The following is a 16,355-nucleotide window of genomic DNA, read 5'->3' as shown; positions in this document are numbered from 1 at the left end:
CACTGTCCTAGACCCTGACCGCCAGACGGAAGGCCGCATGAACTGGATCACCAACTACGTCCGGCCCAAGATCAACTCGCTCTTCTCCCGTCGCGAAGTGCCGGAGAACCTTTGGACCAAGTGCCCCGAATGCGGCACGATGCTGTTCCATCGCGAGCTGAGGGATAACCTCAACGTCTGCTCGGCCTGCGACCACCACATGTCGATCACGCCGCGGGACCGCTTCGCGACGCTGTTCGACGGCGGCACCTTCGTCGAGGTGAAGGTGCCCGACCCGGTCACGGACCCGCTGCAGTTCCGCGATCAGAAGCGCTACGGCGACCGCCTGAAGACGGCACAGCGCCAGACCGGGGAGCACGAGGCGATGCTGGTCGCCGAGGGCGAGATCGGCCGCACGCCGGTCGTCGCAGCGGCGCAGGACTTCTCCTTCATGGCCGGCTCGATGGGCATGTACGTCGGCAACGCGATCATCGCCGCGGCAGAGCGCGCGGTGAAGCTGAAGCGCCCGCTGATCCTGTTCTCCGCCGCCGGTGGCGCGCGGATGCAGGAAGGCATTCTCAGCCTGATGCAGATGCCTCGCACGACGGTCGCGGTGGACATGCTGAAGGATGCGGGCCTGCCCTACATCGTCGTGCTGACACACCCCACCACTGGCGGCGTCACGGCAAGTTACGCGATGCTGGGGGATGTCCACATCTCCGAGCCGAACGCGCTCATCTGCTTTGCCGGCCCGCGCGTGATCGAACAGACGATCCGGGAGAAGCTCCCGGAGGGCTTCCAGCGCGCCGAGTACCTGCTCGACCACGGGATGCTCGACCGCGTCACGCACCGCAAGCAGCTCCGCCAGGAGCTCATCCAGATCACCCGGATGCTCCTCGGGCTGCCGCAAGCGGTCGCCGGGGACCTGCCGGCCCCCGATCCCGAGCCCGCTCCTGTCCCGCTGCCCGAGCCGGCCGAGGCGACCAAGGGCGACACGGGCAAGACGCCGGCCGCCCCGGCCCCGGACGAGCAGGGCAAACCGGGCGCCGCGGTTCAGGCCGCCTCCACCAAGCCCCCGGCGAAGTGACACCCCGGATCGACGCTCTTCTGGGGCGGATCGCAGAGCGCCATCCGCCCCAGATCGAGCTCGGCCTTGGCCGCACCCACGCCCTGCTCGCGGCGCTCGGCAACCCGCACCTGTCCCTGCCACCGGTGGTCCATATCGCCGGGACGAACGGGAAGGGCTCGACCCTCTCGATGGTCCGCGCGGGGCTTGAGGGGGCCGGCCTGAAGGTCCACGCCTACACCTCGCCCCATCTCGTGCGGTTCTCGGAACGGATCGTTCTGGCAGGGGAAGAGATCGAAGAGGACCGCCTCGCCTCCGCGCTCGAGGCCGTTCTCGCTGCCGGCCTTCCCGCCACCTATTTCGAAGCGATCACATGCGCCGCCTTCCGCGCCTTCGCGGACGTGCCTGCGGATATGCTCCTCCTCGAGGTCGGCATGGGCGGCACGGGCGACACGACGAACGTCGTGGACGCGCCCGCCCTCACCATAATCACCCCCGTCGCGATGGATCACGAGCGATTCCTCGGTGACACGCTGGCGAAGATCGCGGGCGAAAAGGCCGGCATACTCAAGCGCGCAGTGCCCGCCATCGTCGGCCCGCAGGAGGACGAGGCGCTGGAGGTGATCGAGGCCCGCGCCGCGCGGCTCGGCGCCCCCCTTTTCGCCCACGGCCAGCACTGGCACGTCGGCGTCGAGCACGGCCGTCTCGTCTATCAGGACGAAACCGGCCTCCTCGACCTGCCGCTTCCCGCCCTCGCGGGGCCGCACCAGGTCGCCAATGCCGGCACCGCGCTGGCCGCGCTCCGCGCGCTCGGCCGCGATGCCGGGGCGGACGCCGCGATGACGAATGCCCGCTGGCCGGCCCGGATGCAGCGACTGCGGTCAGGCGCGCTGACGGATCTCGCCTCGGAAGCGGAACTCTGGCTCGACGGCGGGCACAACCCCCACGCCGCCGCCGCTCTCGCCGCGACGCTGGACACGCTGCCCCGGCGGACGACCCATCTCGTCATCGCGCAGCTGGCGGACCGCGATCCCGCCGCCTTCCTCGCCCCCCTCGCGCCCCATGTCGCGTCCGTCACGGCGATTCCGATCCCGAACGAGGACAAGGCCCACGCCCCCGAAACGCTGGCCGCTGCCGCCCGTACCTTCGGTCTTTCCGCCAGCACGGCAGACACCGCGGAGGACGCGGTCGCGCGTATCGCAACGCGCGATCCCGCGGCCCGCATCGTCATCTGCGGATCGCTCTACCTCGCAGGCGCCATCCTCTCCCGGACCGCCTGAGGTTCATCTTTCCGGACAATACCCCGGGGGAGCCTGACGCAAGGCAGGCGGGGGCAGCGCCCCCGTCCTTCATTCGCGGCCCCAGCCCTCCGCCTGCATTTCGCGCAGACGGCTCGCGGTGCGCTCGAACTCGAAGCTCCCCTCGCCCTCGACGTAGAGCGATTCGGGTGTGTCCGCCGCCGTGCAGACGAGACGGACCCGCGCCTCGTAGAGCGCATCGATCAGCGTCACGAAGCGCTTGGCCTCGTTGAAGTTCGAGCGGGAGAGGCGCGGCACGCCGATCAGCACCAGCACCCGGATGGCATCCGCGAGCGCGAGATAATCCGCTGGCCCGAGTGGCCGTCCGCACAGATCGTAGAAGGAGGACTTCACGACGCCGCCGGCATAGTCCTCCACCCGAACCTCGCGGCCCTTCACGCGCAGGACGAGCGGCTCGCTTTCGCCCTTCGACAGGTCCTGCCATATCGCCTCGACCTCAGCCCGCGCCTCCCGCGTGTCGGGAGAGAAGTAGACATCCCCGCCCGACAGGCGGTCCTGCCGGTAATCGGTGGGCGAGGCGAGGTGGTGAACCTCCATTCGCTCCTCGATGAGCTCGATGAAGGGAACGAAGAGCTGGCGGTTGAGACCGTTCTTGTAGAGCTCGGCCGGCTCCCGGTTGGATGTCGTCACGATGGCGACCCCGCCTGCGAACAGCCGCTCGAAGAGCCGTCCGACGATCATCGCATCCGCGATGTCGGAGATCTGCATCTCGTCGAGACAGAGCACGTCGAGCTTCTCGGCGATCTCTTCCGCGACCGGCTTGACCGCGTCGTCCACGCCCGTCTTCCTGGCGCGGTCCATCCCGTCATGGACCTCCTGCATGAAGGCGTGGAAGTGCACCCGGCGGGTCCGGCCGCCGGGGGAATTCGCAGCGAAGAGGTCCATGAGCATGGACTTGCCCCGCCCGACGCCCCCCCAGAGATAGAGGCCCTTCACCGGCTCCGGCCCGCCGCGCTTGAAGAACCCGCGAAGGCCCGAACGCGCTTCGGGCCGCGCTTCAACGCGGGCCCGGAACGCGTCCAGCTCCGCCACCGCCTCCTCCTGCGCCGGGTCGCGGGACAGCGCGCCGGAGGAGATTTCGTGCTCGTAGATATCGGTCAGCGTCTGGCTCATGGGCGAGGGATGTAAGGCGATGCGGCGGGGGCCGCCAGTCCCGACACCTGCGATCCCGTGATGTCGTTCATCACGAGACCTGCTTTGACACCGCCCGTGCGCCGCGCCAATGCTACGCCATGATACGCTCCGATCGCCTCCTGACGCCCGTCCTTCTCGGCGGCTGCCTGATCCTGATGCTCTCCTTCGCGGTCAGGGCCTCCTTCGGGGTGTTCCAGATCCCGATCGGTGAGGAGTTCGGCTGGCCCCGGGCGGAGTTCTCGCTGGCGATCGCGATCCAGAACCTCGCCTGGGGCATCGGTCAGCCGATCTTCTCTGCCTTCGCCGAGCGCTTCGGTGACCGCAAGGCCATTGCCCTCGGGGCCGTCGTCTATGCCGCGGGCCTCGTGCTGTCCGCCGCCGCGGTCACCCCCGCGCAGCACCAGCTTCTCGAGATCCTCGTGGGCTTCGGCGTCGCCGGTACGGGCTTCGGGGTGATCCTCGCCGTGGTCGGCCGCGCAGCCAGCGCGGAGAACCGCAGCATGGCGCTCGCGGTCACGACGGCGGCGGGATCCGCGGGACAGGTCTTCGGCGCACCGGCTGCGGAATTCATGCTCGGCGTGATGAGCTGGCAGTCGGTCTTCCTCGTCTTCGCCGCCGTGATCCTCGGCTCCCTCGTCGCCCTTCCCGCGATGCGGAGCCCGGCCCCCGCCGCCTCCCCCTCCGAACTGGAGGAGACGCTCGGCCAGATCCTCGTCCGCGCCGCGCGGGATCCATCCTACACGCTGATCTTTCTCGGCTTCTTTTCCTGTGGCTACCAGCTCGGCTTCGTGACGGCGCATTTCCCGGCCTTCGTCACCGAGGTCTGCGGACCGATCCTGCCGGGCGGCATCCTGCACAACATTGGCATCACAACGACCTCCGCCCTCGGCGCGGTCTCGATCTCCCTGATCGGCGTGGCCAATATCGCGGGCACGCTCCTCGCCGGCTGGGCGGGCCGGCGTTTCCCGCGCAAGTACCTCCTGTCCGGGATCTACACGGCACGCACCTTCGTTGCCGCCGCGTTCATCCTCGTCCCCATGAGCCCCGCTACGGTGATCCTCTTCTCGATCGCGATGGGCGCGCTCTGGCTGGCGACGGTGCCGCTGACGTCAGGCCTCGTCGCCCATATCTGGGGCCTGCGCTACATGGGGACGCTCTACGGCATCGTCTTCTTCAGTCACCAGCTCGGCAGCTTCCTCGGAGTCTGGCTCGGCGGGCAGCTCTATGATGCGACCGGGAGCTACAACGCCGTCTGGTGGATCGGTGTGGGCGTCGGCGCCTTCTCGGCCATCGTGCACCTCCCGGTGAGGGAGGAGAGGACGCCCCTGCCCGCGGCCGCCTAGAGGAGCCCCTCCGCCCGCAGCCTCGCCGCCCACCCCTCGGGCCCATCGAAAAGATGGGTCTGCCACCCCCGCGCTGCTGCGGCCTCGATATTGTCCGGGCGGTCATCCGCGAAGAGAAGCGCCGAGGGCGCCACGCCGCAATCGGCCTCCACCTCAGCGTAGATCGCGGCATCGGGCTTTGCGAGGCGCATGTGACCGGAGATGTAGCGCCGGTCGAACTCCTGCAGGAACGGGTACTCCTGCTCCGCGAGCGCGAAGGTCTCCACCCCGAAATTGGACAGCGCGAAGACCGGCGTTCCGTTCGAGCGAAGCTTGCGCAGGATGTCGACCGTGGCGTCGATGGCCGGGGCGGCAAGCTCGAGCCAGTTGTCGTGCCACATCAGGATCTCGGCGGTCCAGTCCGGATAACGCGCGGCGGTCGCGTGGACGGTGTCGCGAAAGGCACCGCCCCGATCCACCGTGTCGTTCATTCCGTGCAGGTCCACCGCGGCGAACATCTCCCGTCGCCGCGCCTCCCCGATCCGCGCGTCGTACCAGCGCTCCGGCTGCCACTCGATCAGCACGTTGCCAATGTCGAAGACGACCGCTTCCACGCTCATTGGATCCGCTCCAGAGCGACCGCGATGCCCTGCCCCCCGCCGATGCACATGGTCACGATGGCGCGCCGCCCTCCGGTTCGCTCAAGGAACGAAAGGGCCTTCACCGTCAGGATCGCGCCTGTCGCGCCGACGGGGTGGCCGAGGGCGATCGCGCCACCGCTCGGATTCACGCATGCCTCGTCCAGCCCGAGCGCGCGGTTCACCGCGATGGCCTGCGCCGCGAAGGCCTCGTTCGATTCGATCACGTCGAAATCCGCGGCGCCGAGTCCCAGCTTTTCGAGGAGCGTTTCCACCGCCGGGATCGGTCCGATCCCCATCACCTCGGGCCGTACCCCCGAATGCGCGTAGCCGAGGATCCGGGCCTTCGGCGAGAGGCCGGCGCGCTCGGCCGCGTCCGCCCGCGCCAGGACCAGCGCGGCCGCGCCATCGTTGATGCCGCTGGCATTGCCGGCCGTCACGGTTCCCTCCTTGGCGAAGGCGGGCTTCAGGGCGGCCAGCTTGTCGGCGGAGGTGTCCTTCGGGTGCTCATCGGTATCGAAAAGCACAGTGCTGCGCTTCGACTGGATCTCCACCGGCACGATTTCGTCTCTGAAGACGCCACCGGCAATGGCCGCCGCAGCGCGGCGCTGGCTCTCGAGGGCGAAGGCGTCCTGATCCTCGCGCGAGATGCCGTGCTCGCGGGCCACGTTCTCCGCCGTCACGCCCATATGGCCCGTTCCGAAGGGACAGTTGAGCGCGCCGAGCATCATGTCCTGCGCGCGCATGTCGCCCATTTTCTGACCCCAGCGAACGGAAGGGTTGATGAAGGGCGACCGGCTCATGCTCTCTGCGCCGCCCGCGACGGCGAAGTCCGCATCGCCGAGCGCGAGGCCCTGCACCGCCGAGACGATCGCCTGAGCGCCCGATCCGCAGAGCCGATTCACGTTCATGGCGGGCGTGGTGTCGGGGATGCCGGCCTCCATCGCCGCGGCCCGGGCGAGATACATGTCCCGCGGTTCGGTGTTGATGACATGCCCGAAAACGACAGACCCGATCTGCTCGGGCGCCACGCCGGCACGCTCCAGCGCGGCGGTGGTCACGATGGCGCCGAGGCGGATCGGCGGGACCGAGGCGAGCGCGCCGCCGAATGTGCCGATGGCGGTCCGCGCGCCGCCGAGGATTACGATCTCGTCCATGTCTCAGGCCTCCCTGCCGTTCGGCACGAGGCTACAAGCTGGCCATCGTTGCCGGAAGAGCCCGCGCCGCAGCGTCGCGCGGCCAGATCTTTGTGAATTGTTCACGTGTTCGGCTTAGAATCGAACGTGCGTTAACCGCATCTCAACGGAGGACGCCTTACGAAATTTCGCAGAAATTTCGTGCTACGGTTGGATCAGGCAACGGGGCGCAATTCCTCGCGGCCCCGCTCCGTCACCAGCCACGCGCGCCGCCCTTCGATCACCGCGACCGACAGCGGACCGCCGTAGGCCGCGCCCGTATCGAGATCCAGCCGGTTGCCGTAATGCGTCGCTGCCTTCACCGGGGTGTGCCCATGCACGATGAGCGCGCCGTGCTCCATAGGGTCCGACAGGAACGGCTCGCGAATCCACACCAGATCGTCCTCCACCTGATCCGCCAGAGGAATGCCCGGACGCACGCCGGCATGGCAGTAGAACGCCTCACCCCGCACGATCCGCGTCGGCAGGCCATCGAGGAACGTCCGGTGTGCCTCGGGAACCGCCTCGATCGCATCGGCGTGGATCTCCGCCGCGCTTCGCCGTTCATCCACGTCCACCCCGTAGGACGCCAGCGTCGCACGTCCGCCAAGCGGCGGTGCCAGCCAGTTCAGATCGTCCCTCAAAGGATCCCGCGCGCTTCGCGGCCTCAGGAAATGCGCCATCATCCGATCATGGTTTCCCATGATGACATGCCATCGCGGATCCGCGTCCGCCGCAATCAGGCGCTCGATGACGCCGCGCGAATCCGGCCCCCGGTCCGTCAGATCACCGAGATGGATCACCGGCGCATCCTCATCGCCATGGGCCGCCCGATCCGCCGCGATACGGTCGTGGGCGGCTTCGAGCAATTCGCGCTGCCCGTGAATGTCGCCGATGGCGTAGGTCTGCATTCCGCCCGTCCCCTTTCGACCACGAAAAAGGCGCGGCAGCCGAACCGCCACCGCGCCTCCCGTCTTCTAGCTACGCGTCCAAGGCGCCTCAGGCGACCTCGAAATGGAGCGGCCGCACGCGGGTGAACTTGCCGGAGCTTTCGAGCTTCTCCTGCACGTCCTCCGGCAGATCCGCGTCGAGCTGAAGCAGCGCGATGGCGTCCCGTCCCCGTTCGGCCCGGCCTAGGGTGAAGTTCGCGATGTTCACCCCGTTCTCGCCCAGCGTGTTGCCGAGCGTGCCGATGATGCCCGGCATGTCCTGGTTGGTGGAGTAGAGCATGTGCTCCCCGATCTCGGCGTCGATGTTGATGCCCTTGATCTGGATGAACCGCGGCTTGCCATCGGAGAACACCGTGCCGGCCACGGACCGCTCGCGCTCCTCGGAGACCATGGTGATCTTGATGTAGGCTTCGAACGCGCCGGACTGCCCTTGGGTCGTGCGGCTGATCTGGATGCCCCGCTCCTTGGCCACCACGGGGGCGGAGACCATGTTCAGATCGGGGTTCGAGGACTTCATCAGCCCGGCGATGGCGGCGCATCCGAGCGCGTCGAGATTCATCTCGGCGACGATACCGTCATAGGTGATGTTGACGGCCTTGATCGCCTCGTCGGTCACCTGTCCGATAAAGGCGCCCAGATGTTCGGCGAGCTTGACCCAGGGGCCCATGATCGCGGCTTCCTCGGCGGTGACGGACGGCATGTTGAGCGCGTTCGTCACGGCGCCCGTCAGCAGGTAATCTGACATCTGCTCCGCGACTTGGAGGGCGACGTTTTCCTGCGCTTCGGTCGTGGCGGCGCCGAGATGCGGCGTTACGACGACGTTGGGCAGGTTGAACAGCGGCGAGGCGGTCGCCGGCTCTTCGGCGAAGACGTCGAACGCGGCGCCCGCGACGCGGCCGTCCTTCAGAGCCTCTGCCAGCGCCTCCTCGTCCACGAGACCGCCGCGGGCGCAGTTGATGATCCGCACGCCTTTCTTGAGCTTGGCGATGTTCTCGCGGGAGAGGATGTTCCTGGTCTTCTCCGTCAGCGGCACGTGCAGCGTGATGAAATCCGCCTTCGCCAAGAGCTCGTCCAGCTCGACCTTGCGCACGCCGAGCTCGGTCGCGCGTTCCTCGCTCAGGAACGGATCGTAGGCGATGACCTTCATCCGAAGCCCGCGGGCACGGTCGATCACGATGGAGCCGATGTTGCCCGCGCCGATCACGCCGAGGGTCTTGCCGGTGACCTCGACGCCCATGAAGCGGGACTTCTCCCACTTGCCGGCATGGGTGGAGGCGCTGGCCTCCGGGATCTGGCGAGCGCAGGCCATCATCATGGAGATGGCGTGCTCGGCCGTGGTGATCGAGTTGCCGAAGGGCGTGTTCATCACGATGACGCCCTTCTTCGAGGCCTGCGGGATGTCCACGTTGTCGACGCCGATGCCGGCGCGGCCGATCACCTTGAGGTTGGTGGCCTGCTCGAGAATCTTCTCGGTCACCTTCGTCGCAGAGCGGATGGCGAGGCCGTCATACTGGCCGATCACCTCGGCGAGCTTGTCCTTGTCCTTGCCGAGGGACGGCTCGAAATCGACATCGATGCCGCGGTCGCGGAAGATCTGGACGGCGGTTTCCGACAGCTTGTCGGATACGAGAACCTTGGGCGCCATGAGGGGGCACTCCTTCAAAGCTTGAAAATGGGAAAGGGAGCCCGCCCCGGGGCCATGCCGGGGCCGGGCTCGTATCGGGTCCGATCAGGCGGCGGCTTCCTGCGCCTCGATCTCGGCGTGGAAGGCCCAGTCGATCCAGGGCATCAGCGCGACGACATCGGCGGTCTCGACCGTGGCACCGCACCAGATCCGCAGGCCCGGAGGCGCATCGCGGTAGGCCCCCAGATCGAGCCCGACACCTTCTTTTTCGAGCCGCTTCTGCACCGCCTTGGCGAACGCCGCCCCGTCCGCGATCCGCGAATCGGTGAACTTCAGGCAAACCGAGGTGTTGGAGCGGATCGCCGGATCAGCCGGAAGGAACTCGATCCAGTCATTCTTCTCGACGAACTCCGCGATGGCCGCGGTATTCGCATCGGCGCGTCCGATCATGCCGCGGAGCCCGCCCACGGACGCCGCCCAGTCGAGGGCGAAGAGGTAATCCTCCACGCAGAGCATGGACGGGGTGTTGATAGTCTCGCCGCGGAAGATCCCCTCGTTGAGTTTGCCGCCCTTCGTCAGGCGGAAGATCTTCGGCAGCGGCCAGGCCGGGGTGTAGCTCTCGAGCCGCTCCACGGCCCGGGGCGACAGGATCAGGACGCCGTGCGCCGCCTCGCCGCCCAGGGCCTTCTGCCAGGAGAAGGTCACGACATCGAGCTTGTCCCAGGGAAGGTCCTGCGCGAAGGCGGCCGAGGTCGCGTCGCAGAGCGTCAGGCCCTCGCGGTCCGCCGGGATCGCGTCTCCGGAGGGAACACGAACGCCGCTCGTCGTTCCGTTCCACGTGAAGCAAACGTCCCGGCTCCAGTCGAGGGACGCGAGATCGACGATCTCGCCGTACTCCGCCTCATGGACGGTCGCATCGAGCTTGAGCTGCTTGACCGCATCGGTGACCCAGCCCGCGCCGAAGCTCTCCCACGCGACCATCTCGACCGGGCGCGCGCCCAGCATGGTCCACATCGCCATCTCGAAGGCGCCGGTGTCGGAGCCTGGAACGATGCCGATGCGATAGTCCTCGGGAACTTCCAGAACCTCCCGCGTGCGGTCGATCGCGAGCTTCAGCCGCTCCTTGCCGATCGCGGCACGGTGAGACCGTCCGAGCGACTCCGTGCTCAGCTTCGACACATCGTATGTGGGGGGTTTGGCGCAGGGGCCGGACGAAAAACGCGGATTGGCCGGCCGCGTGGCCGGAGCATCGTGTGCCATTGGTGCTACCCTTCCAGATAAGCGCCCCTCGTTGGGGAGGGGTGTCCCGCCGCCGGACATACATCACGGCCGCACGGTTGCAAGTGCCTATCTTGCGAACTTCCCCTTCGCCCTCGGGAAGAGCCGATTACTCCCGCCGGAGACGCCCGGCGATCTGGACCCCGCCCCGGCGGCGCGCGTAGAAGCGCCCTGCCGCACAAATCCCTCCGGAGACGCCTTCCATGTTCGTCGTCACGCTCCTGACCAGCCCGAAAGACCCCGCACTCGATCCCGCCCTCGTTTCGTCCCTGCGCGATGCGACGGGCGGCGGGGACGCGGTCTGGCTTGCGCCGGACGAGGCGGCGGAGTTCACCGTCCCCGCCCTGCCCGGCAATCGCTGGGAGATCTGGGAGGAGCTTCAGGCGCGCGGCGTGGACATGTGCGTTCAACCCGCCGAAGGGCGCCGCAAGCGCCTTCTGATCGCGGACATGGACAGCACGATGATCGAGCAGGAATGCATCGACGAGCTGGCGGACATGGCCGGCGTCGGCCCCCATGTCTCGGAGATCACGGCCCGTGCGATGAACGGCGAGTTGGATTTCGAGGGCGCGCTGCGCGAACGCGTGGCACTCCTGAAGGACCTTCCCGAAAGCGTCATCGGCGAGGTGCTGGACAGCCGCATCACCCTCGCTCCCGGTGGCCGCACGCTCGTTGCGACGATGAAGAGGGACGGCGCCGAGACGCTGCTGGTCTCGGGCGGCTTTACCGCTTTCACCACCCGCATCGCCGGCCTCCTCGGCTTCGACAGGAACCGCGCCAACACGTTGCTGGCCGAGGATGGGCGCCTGACGGGCGAGGTTGCCGAGCCGATTCTGGGGCGTCAGGCCAAGGTGGACGCACTGACCGAGGTCACGGCTGAGCTTGGCCTCACGCCGGCGGACGCCATCGCCGTCGGTGACGGGGCGAACGATCTCGGGATGCTCCACCTTGCGGGCTCCGGCGTCGCCCTTCATGCCAAACCCGCGGTCGCCGCGGAATGCGAGCTGCGCATCAACCATGGCGATCTGACCGCCCTTCTCTACCTGCAAGGCTACGCGAAGAGCGAGTTCGCCTGACCTCGCACATCATGGGCCGGCGCCGCCCCGCGCCATGGCCGCCCACTTGCTCGCGCGGCGCCTGCCCTGTATGCCCTCGCGCGTCAGCCTCAGGAGCGAAAGCCATGGACAAGTTCACCACCCTGACCGGCATCGCGGCGCCGCTGCCGATGATGAATGTCGACACCGACATGATCATTCCCAAGCAGTTCCTCAAGACGATCAAGCGCTCCGGGCTCGGCAAGAACCTGTTCGACGAGATGCGCTTCGACGATGACGGCCGCGAGATCGACAGCTTCGTGCTGAACAAGCCCGCCTACCGGGACGCGGAGATCCTCGTCGCCGGCGACAATTTCGGCTGCGGCTCCTCGCGCGAGCATGCGCCGTGGGCCCTGCTCGATTTCGGCATCCGCTGCGTCATCGCGCCGTCCTTCGCGGACATCTTCTTCAACAACTGCTTCAAGAACGGCATCCTGCCCATCGCCCTGCCGCAGGAGCAGGTGGACGCGCTGATGAAGGATGCCGAGAAGGGCGCGAACGCCCGGATGACCGTCGATCTCGAGGCCCAGACGGTCACGACGTCGGACGGCGAGGTGTTCTCCTTCAAGGTAGACAGCTTCAAGAAGCACTGTCTCCTCAACGGGCTGGACGACATCGCCCTGACCTTCGAGAAGGTCGCCGCGATCGATGCCTTCGAGGGAACGGCCTCCCAGGCGCGCCCCTGGGTCTGATTTACCTACAGTTGGCCCGCGCCCGCGTCTCAGACGTCGTGGCGCGGCGCCTTTCCTGAGGGGGCGGCATAGGGCCGGGTGACATCCCTCAGCGACACGTCGAGACATTCGACATCGAGCGCAACGGCCCCGTCCCCCGCCAGCGTCAGGATCAGCCGCCCCGTCCCGTCCTCCCCCGGCTCGAAGCCGATCGAGAGAAGCGACAGGACCAGATCCGGGTCCGAGCGATCGATGCCCGTGGTCTTCGCCCCGATCATGTCCTCGACCAGAAGCAGGCTCTGGACCCGCTCGAAGGGCCGCCCTTCGGCGCGCGCCGCATCCGCATCTTCCCAGCGGAACCGGTTGATCAGCGCGGCAAAGCGGCGCTTCGTCTTCTGGATGCGCATCTCGGTAATCGGGTAGACGGCATCCTGCACCAAGGCCGAGATCACCGGCAGCGACGCGGCATCCATCGCCTTGATGAAGAGCGGCATGTCGGAGGCCGGGCCGCCATCCTCGAACCGCGCATCGCCCTGCGTCGCACCGGAGGACTGACTGCGATCAGCCATCGTCCGGCTCCCGCCTGATCCGCGCGCCGCAGGCCCGGAGCTTCTCTTCCAGACGCTCGTAGCCGCGATCGAGGTGATAGACGCGCTTGACCTGCGTCTCGCCCTCCGCCGCGAGCCCTGCGAGGACCAGCGACACCGACGCGCGCAGGTCGGTCGCCATGACCGGCGCGCCCTTCAGACGCTCGACGCCCGTGACCGTCGCCGTGCCGCCGTGCACGTCGATGGAGGCGCCCATCCGGATCAGCTCGGGCGCGTGCATGAAGCGGTTCTCGAAAATCATCTCTTCCAGCTTGCTCTTTCCCTCGGCCACGCAGAGCATCGCCATCATCTGCGCCTGAAGGTCAGTGGGGAAACCGGGGAAAGGTTCCGTGCGAACGTCCACCGCCTTCAGCGGACCGTTGCGGCGGGAGACGACGAGACCGTCCGCGCTCTCCTCGATATCCACGCCGGCCGCCTCCAGCTTGTCAGCGAACGCCGCGACGAGCTCGCGAGAGCCGCCGACGAGTTCGACGCGTCCGCCGGTGATCGCGGGGGCCAGCATGTAGGTGCCGAGCTCGATCCGGTCGGCAATGACGGGATAGGTCGCGCCGTGCAGGCTGTCCCGGCCCTCGATGGTGATCTCGGACGTGCCTTCGCCCTCGATCCGGGCCCCCATCGCGCGCAGGCAGCGGGCGAGGTCGGCGATCTCGGGCTCCCGCGCGGCATTGCGCAGGATCGTGGTGCCTTCGGCGAGAGTGGCAGCGAGAAGCGCGTTCTCGGTCGCACCGACGGAGACGAGCGGGAAGGTGAAGTCCGCTCCCTTCAGCCGGCCGCCCGGCGCACGGGCATGGACGTAGCCCTCCCTGAGGTCGAGCTCGGCGCCCATTGCCTCGAGTGCGCGCAGGTGCAGGTCCACAGGGCGCGCCCCGATGGCGCAGCCGCCCGGCAGGGAGACGGTGGCATCACCGTACCGCGCGAGCATCGGCCCCAGGACGAGGATGGAGGCGCGCATCTTGCGAACGATGTCGTAGTCCGCGGTATGGTTGTCCACCGAGGCTCCGGACATGGCGAGAACGTGGCCGCCTTGAAGCCCCGACACCTCGACGCCGAGCGATTGCAGGAGCGCGGTCATCGTGCGGATGTCCGACAGAAGCGGCGCGTTGGTCAGCGTCAGCGGCTCCTCCGACAGCAGCGCCGCCGGCATGAGCGCCAGGCACGCGTTTTTGGCTCCCGAAATCTCGATGCGGCCTTCCAGCGGCACTCCGCCCTCGACGACGATCCTATCCATCCTGCTGCGATCCCTTTTCCGCGTTTGATCCGGCATCCGTCTCGCGGGACGCCTTGTCTGCCTCGTCAGTCGCCCCGGACCCCTCGCCCGGCGAGCGCGGAGGCGCCTTGCGCCGCCGCAGATTCGCCCGCAGCGCCTGCTTGAGCCGCTCCGAGCGGTCCGATGTGTTGTCTGACTTGCCCATCGCGGCGCATCTACGACGCCCTGCCCCCGGATGCCAAGCGATAGCGACGGGGCGCGCCAGAAATCGCTTGCGCTCATGGCTGGAGACGGTAATACCCGCCCACGCTCCGGCGCCGCAGTAGCTCAGTGGTAGAGCGCACCCTTGGTAAGGGTGAGGTCGGGAGTTCAATCCTCCCCTGCGGCACCATAAATCTCTCACTACACCGGCATTTCCGATCGTAGCCCGCCCGAACGGCGCGGGTGCGCGACGCACAGATGGCAGCTTCGGCTGGTCCTCCTGCGTCGCGATTCTGCGTTCACTGAGGGTGTGCCCGATCGAAGCGGGCTTCTCCGCGGCGATTTCAAGCAGCCCGAAGACGGCAAGCCGGATCTGCCCGTCCCGCCTTGCTTAGGGCCGCGCGCCGGACTTGAGCCGCGTCTTCTTCAGTCCCCCGGCGCGGTCGAGGATGGCGTAGCCGATGGTGGCGAGCTTGCTGTTGACCTCCTTGAGCGAGGCGATGGTCTCGAGGTGGTGGTCGCTCGAACTCAGGCTGACAAGGTTGCCGCCTCTCAGCCGGTCGAGGTGGTTGGCCCGGCTCGCCGTCTCCAGGTCGGAAACCCGCTGCTTGTGGCGGACCAGCCGCTCGGCGGTTGCGGCATCGCCGGTCCAGATCGCGTTATGCGCCAGCAGCAGCGTCTGGCGCAGCGCCCCAGCCAGCTCCTCGATCTCCTCAAGGCCCGGGGCCGAGAACGTGACCCCTGCCCCGGCCTGCTCGACCCGTAGCGCATGAAGCCGCCCGGCAAGAATGTCTCCGCAGCGTTCGACGCGGATCGCATAGTGCAGGACCTGGCTCATCTCGTGAAGGTCCGCCCCGTCCCCGCCCGGCACGGTTGCGTAGAACTGGCGGATCTGTTCGAGCGCGCCGTTCATCCGCGCCTCGAGATCGTCGAGCCTTTGCGGGTCGTGTGCCCCGCGCATGACCTCGTCCAGCATCTTGGCGGCGAGGTCCAGCATGCCGGACAGCTTGCGCTTCAGCGCCGGCAGCGCCAGCCCGTCCTCCTCCGTCACGCCGAGCGTCAGCGTCGCGTCCTCCGCGTCGGAGGTCGTGACGAGCCGACGCTCCAAGGTGGCGCAGAGCCAGACGCAGATCGGCGTGAGGGCAAGGAGCGCGGCGTTGAACAGCAGGTGCCCCAGCAGCATCGCCTCGTCCGCGTGCCAGCCCACCCGCGCCTCGACCGCGTCGCGCGACAGGGCGATGACTCCGATCAGCACCGCCGCGAAGCCCACCCGCAGGATCGCGACGGAGGCCGCGACCGCCTTGGTCCGCTCGTTGTGGGAGTTGAGAAGCCACAGCGGCAGCAGCGCACTGCCGATATTGCAGCCGAGCATGAAGCCGAGCGCGCCCATCGCGCCGATGTCCGAATGCGCCGCGAAGGCCACCGCCGTCAGCACCGCCGCAACACTCGAATGCATCACGAAGGTCAGCACGATCCCTGCCAGCGCCGCCGTCACGACGTCACGGTTCAGGTAATCCACCGCCGCCGCCACCCCGTCGAGGGAGCTGATGGGTTCCACCGTCCCGCGGATGATCGACAGCGAAAGCAGGATCAGCCCGAGGCCGAGCACGACCCGGCCGAGGTTCCGCAGCCGCGGCTTGTCCGACCGCAGGTAGACCGTTGCGCCGATCAGGATGGCAAGCGGACCCAGGGCCGCAATCGGCAGATGCAGGAACCGCACTGCCAGCGCCGACCCGAGGTCCGCCCCCAGCGCCAGCACCGCGGCAGAAACCAGCGGTACCGCCCCCGTCCCAGCAAGGCCGGCAGCCATCAGCATCACCACCGTGCCACCCTGCATCACGAAGCCGAGCACCGTGCCCTTGGCGAGGTTCTGCAGGTGAGAGGAGCGGTCGCTCAGACTGTCGCGGATCTCCGCGCTCCACAGACGCTCGATGCCGATCCGCATGAAGCGGACCGAGAACAGGAGCAGCATCGCGCCGCTCATAAGCTGAACGATAAAATTTAATATGGTCACGGAAGAGCCCTCTATGCCGGTCGCGCGCAGTGGCACGACGGGCATGTGAGAAATACGGCGCGGGCGCGCGAAACA

General features: G+C 67.9%; 14 protein-coding genes and 1 tRNA gene. 6 read left to right on the top strand and 9 right to left on the bottom strand.

Going from position 1 to position 16,355, the window contains the following annotated elements:
- Window positions 1–37 precede the first annotated feature (37 nt).
- Together accD and DQG15_RS11930 are read left to right on the top strand one after the other, a co-directional pair.
- A complete protein-coding gene (gene accD / locus DQG15_RS11935; RefSeq protein WP_116085500.1) occupies window positions 38–1,066 on the top strand; it encodes an acetyl-CoA carboxylase, carboxyltransferase subunit beta in 1,029 nt (342 codons plus the stop codon).
- Window positions 1,063–2,325, top strand: a complete 1,263-nt coding sequence (locus DQG15_RS11930) for a folylpolyglutamate synthase/dihydrofolate synthase family protein (RefSeq protein WP_116085498.1) — start codon at window positions 1,063–1,065, stop codon at window positions 2,323–2,325. The genes accD and DQG15_RS11930 overlap by 4 nt, the downstream gene beginning before the upstream one ends.
- Before the next feature lie 69 nt (window positions 2,326–2,394).
- Here DQG15_RS11930 and zapE read toward each other — a convergent pair whose 3' ends face one another.
- Window positions 2,395–3,477, bottom strand: coding sequence for a cell division protein ZapE (gene zapE / locus DQG15_RS11925; protein WP_198665136.1), 1,083 nt, complete (start codon window positions 3,475–3,477; stop codon window positions 2,395–2,397).
- A 119-nt stretch (window positions 3,478–3,596) separates the two neighbouring features.
- On the opposite strand from zapE, the gene DQG15_RS11920 reads away from it, so the two are divergent.
- Complete coding sequence (locus DQG15_RS11920; RefSeq protein WP_116085496.1) at window positions 3,597–4,841, top strand: MFS transporter; 1,245 nt, start codon at window positions 3,597–3,599, stop codon at window positions 4,839–4,841.
- On the opposite strand, the gene DQG15_RS11915 is transcribed toward DQG15_RS11920, so the two are convergent.
- From DQG15_RS11915 to DQG15_RS11895, 5 genes are all read right to left on the bottom strand, one after another.
- Window positions 4,838–5,440 carry an HAD family phosphatase gene (locus DQG15_RS11915; protein ID WP_116085495.1) on the bottom strand — a complete coding sequence of 201 codons (603 nt, stop codon included), beginning with the start codon at window positions 5,438–5,440 and terminating at the stop codon, window positions 4,838–4,840. The genes DQG15_RS11920 and DQG15_RS11915 overlap by 4 nt on opposite strands.
- The gene (locus DQG15_RS11910) at window positions 5,437–6,615 is read right to left on the bottom strand and encodes an acetyl-CoA C-acyltransferase family protein (RefSeq protein ID WP_116085493.1); all 1,179 of its coding nucleotides are present in this window, start codon (window positions 6,613–6,615) and stop codon (window positions 5,437–5,439) included. Before DQG15_RS11910 ends, DQG15_RS11915 begins: the two co-directional genes overlap by 4 nt.
- 194 nt (window positions 6,616–6,809) lie before the next feature.
- On the bottom strand, window positions 6,810–7,544 hold the full coding sequence (locus tag DQG15_RS11905) for a metallophosphoesterase (RefSeq protein WP_116085492.1): 735 nt from the start codon (window positions 7,542–7,544) through the stop codon (window positions 6,810–6,812).
- Between the two features lie 88 nt (window positions 7,545–7,632).
- Window positions 7,633–9,228, bottom strand: coding sequence for a phosphoglycerate dehydrogenase (gene serA, locus DQG15_RS11900; RefSeq protein WP_116085490.1), 1,596 nt, complete (start codon window positions 9,226–9,228; stop codon window positions 7,633–7,635).
- Window positions 9,229–9,312: 84 nt separating this feature from the next.
- Window positions 9,313–10,467, bottom strand: coding sequence for a phosphoserine transaminase (locus tag DQG15_RS11895; protein WP_116085489.1), 1,155 nt, complete (start codon window positions 10,465–10,467; stop codon window positions 9,313–9,315).
- Between the two features lie 221 nt (window positions 10,468–10,688).
- Between DQG15_RS11895 and serB the strand changes: the two genes are divergently transcribed.
- Window positions 10,689–11,561: a phosphoserine phosphatase SerB gene (gene serB, locus DQG15_RS11890; protein ID WP_116085487.1), complete on the top strand. Its 873-nt coding sequence runs from the start codon at window positions 10,689–10,691 to the stop codon at window positions 11,559–11,561.
- A gap of 104 nt (window positions 11,562–11,665) precedes the next feature.
- Complete coding sequence (gene leuD / locus DQG15_RS11885; protein ID WP_116085486.1) at window positions 11,666–12,271, top strand: 3-isopropylmalate dehydratase small subunit; 606 nt, start codon at window positions 11,666–11,668, stop codon at window positions 12,269–12,271.
- A 29-nt stretch (window positions 12,272–12,300) separates the two neighbouring features.
- Here leuD and DQG15_RS11880 read toward each other — a convergent pair whose 3' ends face one another.
- Both DQG15_RS11880 and murA read right to left on the bottom strand, forming a co-directional pair.
- On the bottom strand, window positions 12,301–12,819 hold the full coding sequence (locus DQG15_RS11880) for a DUF2948 family protein (RefSeq protein ID WP_116085484.1): 519 nt from the start codon (window positions 12,817–12,819) through the stop codon (window positions 12,301–12,303).
- The gene (gene murA, locus DQG15_RS11875; protein ID WP_116085483.1) at window positions 12,812–14,086 is read right to left on the bottom strand and encodes a UDP-N-acetylglucosamine 1-carboxyvinyltransferase; all 1,275 of its coding nucleotides are present in this window, start codon (window positions 14,084–14,086) and stop codon (window positions 12,812–12,814) included. The genes DQG15_RS11880 and murA overlap by 8 nt, the downstream gene beginning before the upstream one ends.
- A 295-nt stretch (window positions 14,087–14,381) precedes the next feature.
- Here murA and DQG15_RS11865 point away from each other — a divergent pair.
- Window positions 14,382–14,456, top strand: a tRNA-Thr gene (locus DQG15_RS11865).
- A 201-nt stretch (window positions 14,457–14,657) separates the two neighbouring features.
- Here DQG15_RS11865 and DQG15_RS11860 read toward each other — a convergent pair.
- Complete coding sequence (locus tag DQG15_RS11860; RefSeq protein ID WP_116085480.1) at window positions 14,658–16,325, bottom strand: Na/Pi cotransporter family protein; 1,668 nt, start codon at window positions 16,323–16,325, stop codon at window positions 14,658–14,660.
- Between the last annotated feature and the right edge of the window lie 30 nt (window positions 16,326–16,355).

The sequence above is a fragment of the Tropicimonas sp. IMCC34011 genome (genome assembly GCF_003390865.1).
In the GTDB taxonomy this organism is placed as follows: Bacteria; Pseudomonadota; Alphaproteobacteria; order Rhodobacterales; family Rhodobacteraceae; genus Tropicimonas_B.
This window is presented reverse-complemented; position numbering and strand designations above follow the sequence as displayed.

Coding starts and splice junctions, on each gene's coding strand:
- accD (WP_116085500.1), top strand. CDS start 38: ATGAACTGGATCACCAACTACGTCCGGCCCAAGATCAACTCGCTCTTC.
- DQG15_RS11915 (WP_116085495.1), bottom strand. CDS start 5,440: ATGAGCGTGGAAGCGGTCGTCTTCGACATTGGCAACGTGCTGATCGAG.
- DQG15_RS11860 (WP_116085480.1), bottom strand. CDS start 16,325: ATGCCCGTCGTGCCACTGCGCGCGACCGGCATAGAGGGCTCTTCCGTG.
- DQG15_RS11880 (WP_116085484.1), bottom strand. CDS start 12,819: ATGGCTGATCGCAGTCAGTCCTCCGGTGCGACGCAGGGCGATGCGCGG.
- DQG15_RS11910 (WP_116085493.1), bottom strand. CDS start 6,615: ATGGACGAGATCGTAATCCTCGGCGGCGCGCGGACCGCCATCGGCACA.
- zapE (WP_198665136.1), bottom strand. CDS start 3,477: ATGAGCCAGACGCTGACCGATATCTACGAGCACGAAATCTCCTCCGGC.
- DQG15_RS11895 (WP_116085489.1), bottom strand. CDS start 10,467: ATGGCACACGATGCTCCGGCCACGCGGCCGGCCAATCCGCGTTTTTCG.
- leuD (WP_116085486.1), top strand. CDS start 11,666: ATGGACAAGTTCACCACCCTGACCGGCATCGCGGCGCCGCTGCCGATG.
- DQG15_RS11905 (WP_116085492.1), bottom strand. CDS start 7,544: ATGCAGACCTACGCCATCGGCGACATTCACGGGCAGCGCGAATTGCTC.
- murA (WP_116085483.1), bottom strand. CDS start 14,086: ATGGATAGGATCGTCGTCGAGGGCGGAGTGCCGCTGGAAGGCCGCATC.
- serA (WP_116085490.1), bottom strand. CDS start 9,228: ATGGCGCCCAAGGTTCTCGTATCCGACAAGCTGTCGGAAACCGCCGTC.
- serB (WP_116085487.1), top strand. CDS start 10,689: ATGTTCGTCGTCACGCTCCTGACCAGCCCGAAAGACCCCGCACTCGAT.
- DQG15_RS11920 (WP_116085496.1), top strand. CDS start 3,597: ATGATACGCTCCGATCGCCTCCTGACGCCCGTCCTTCTCGGCGGCTGC.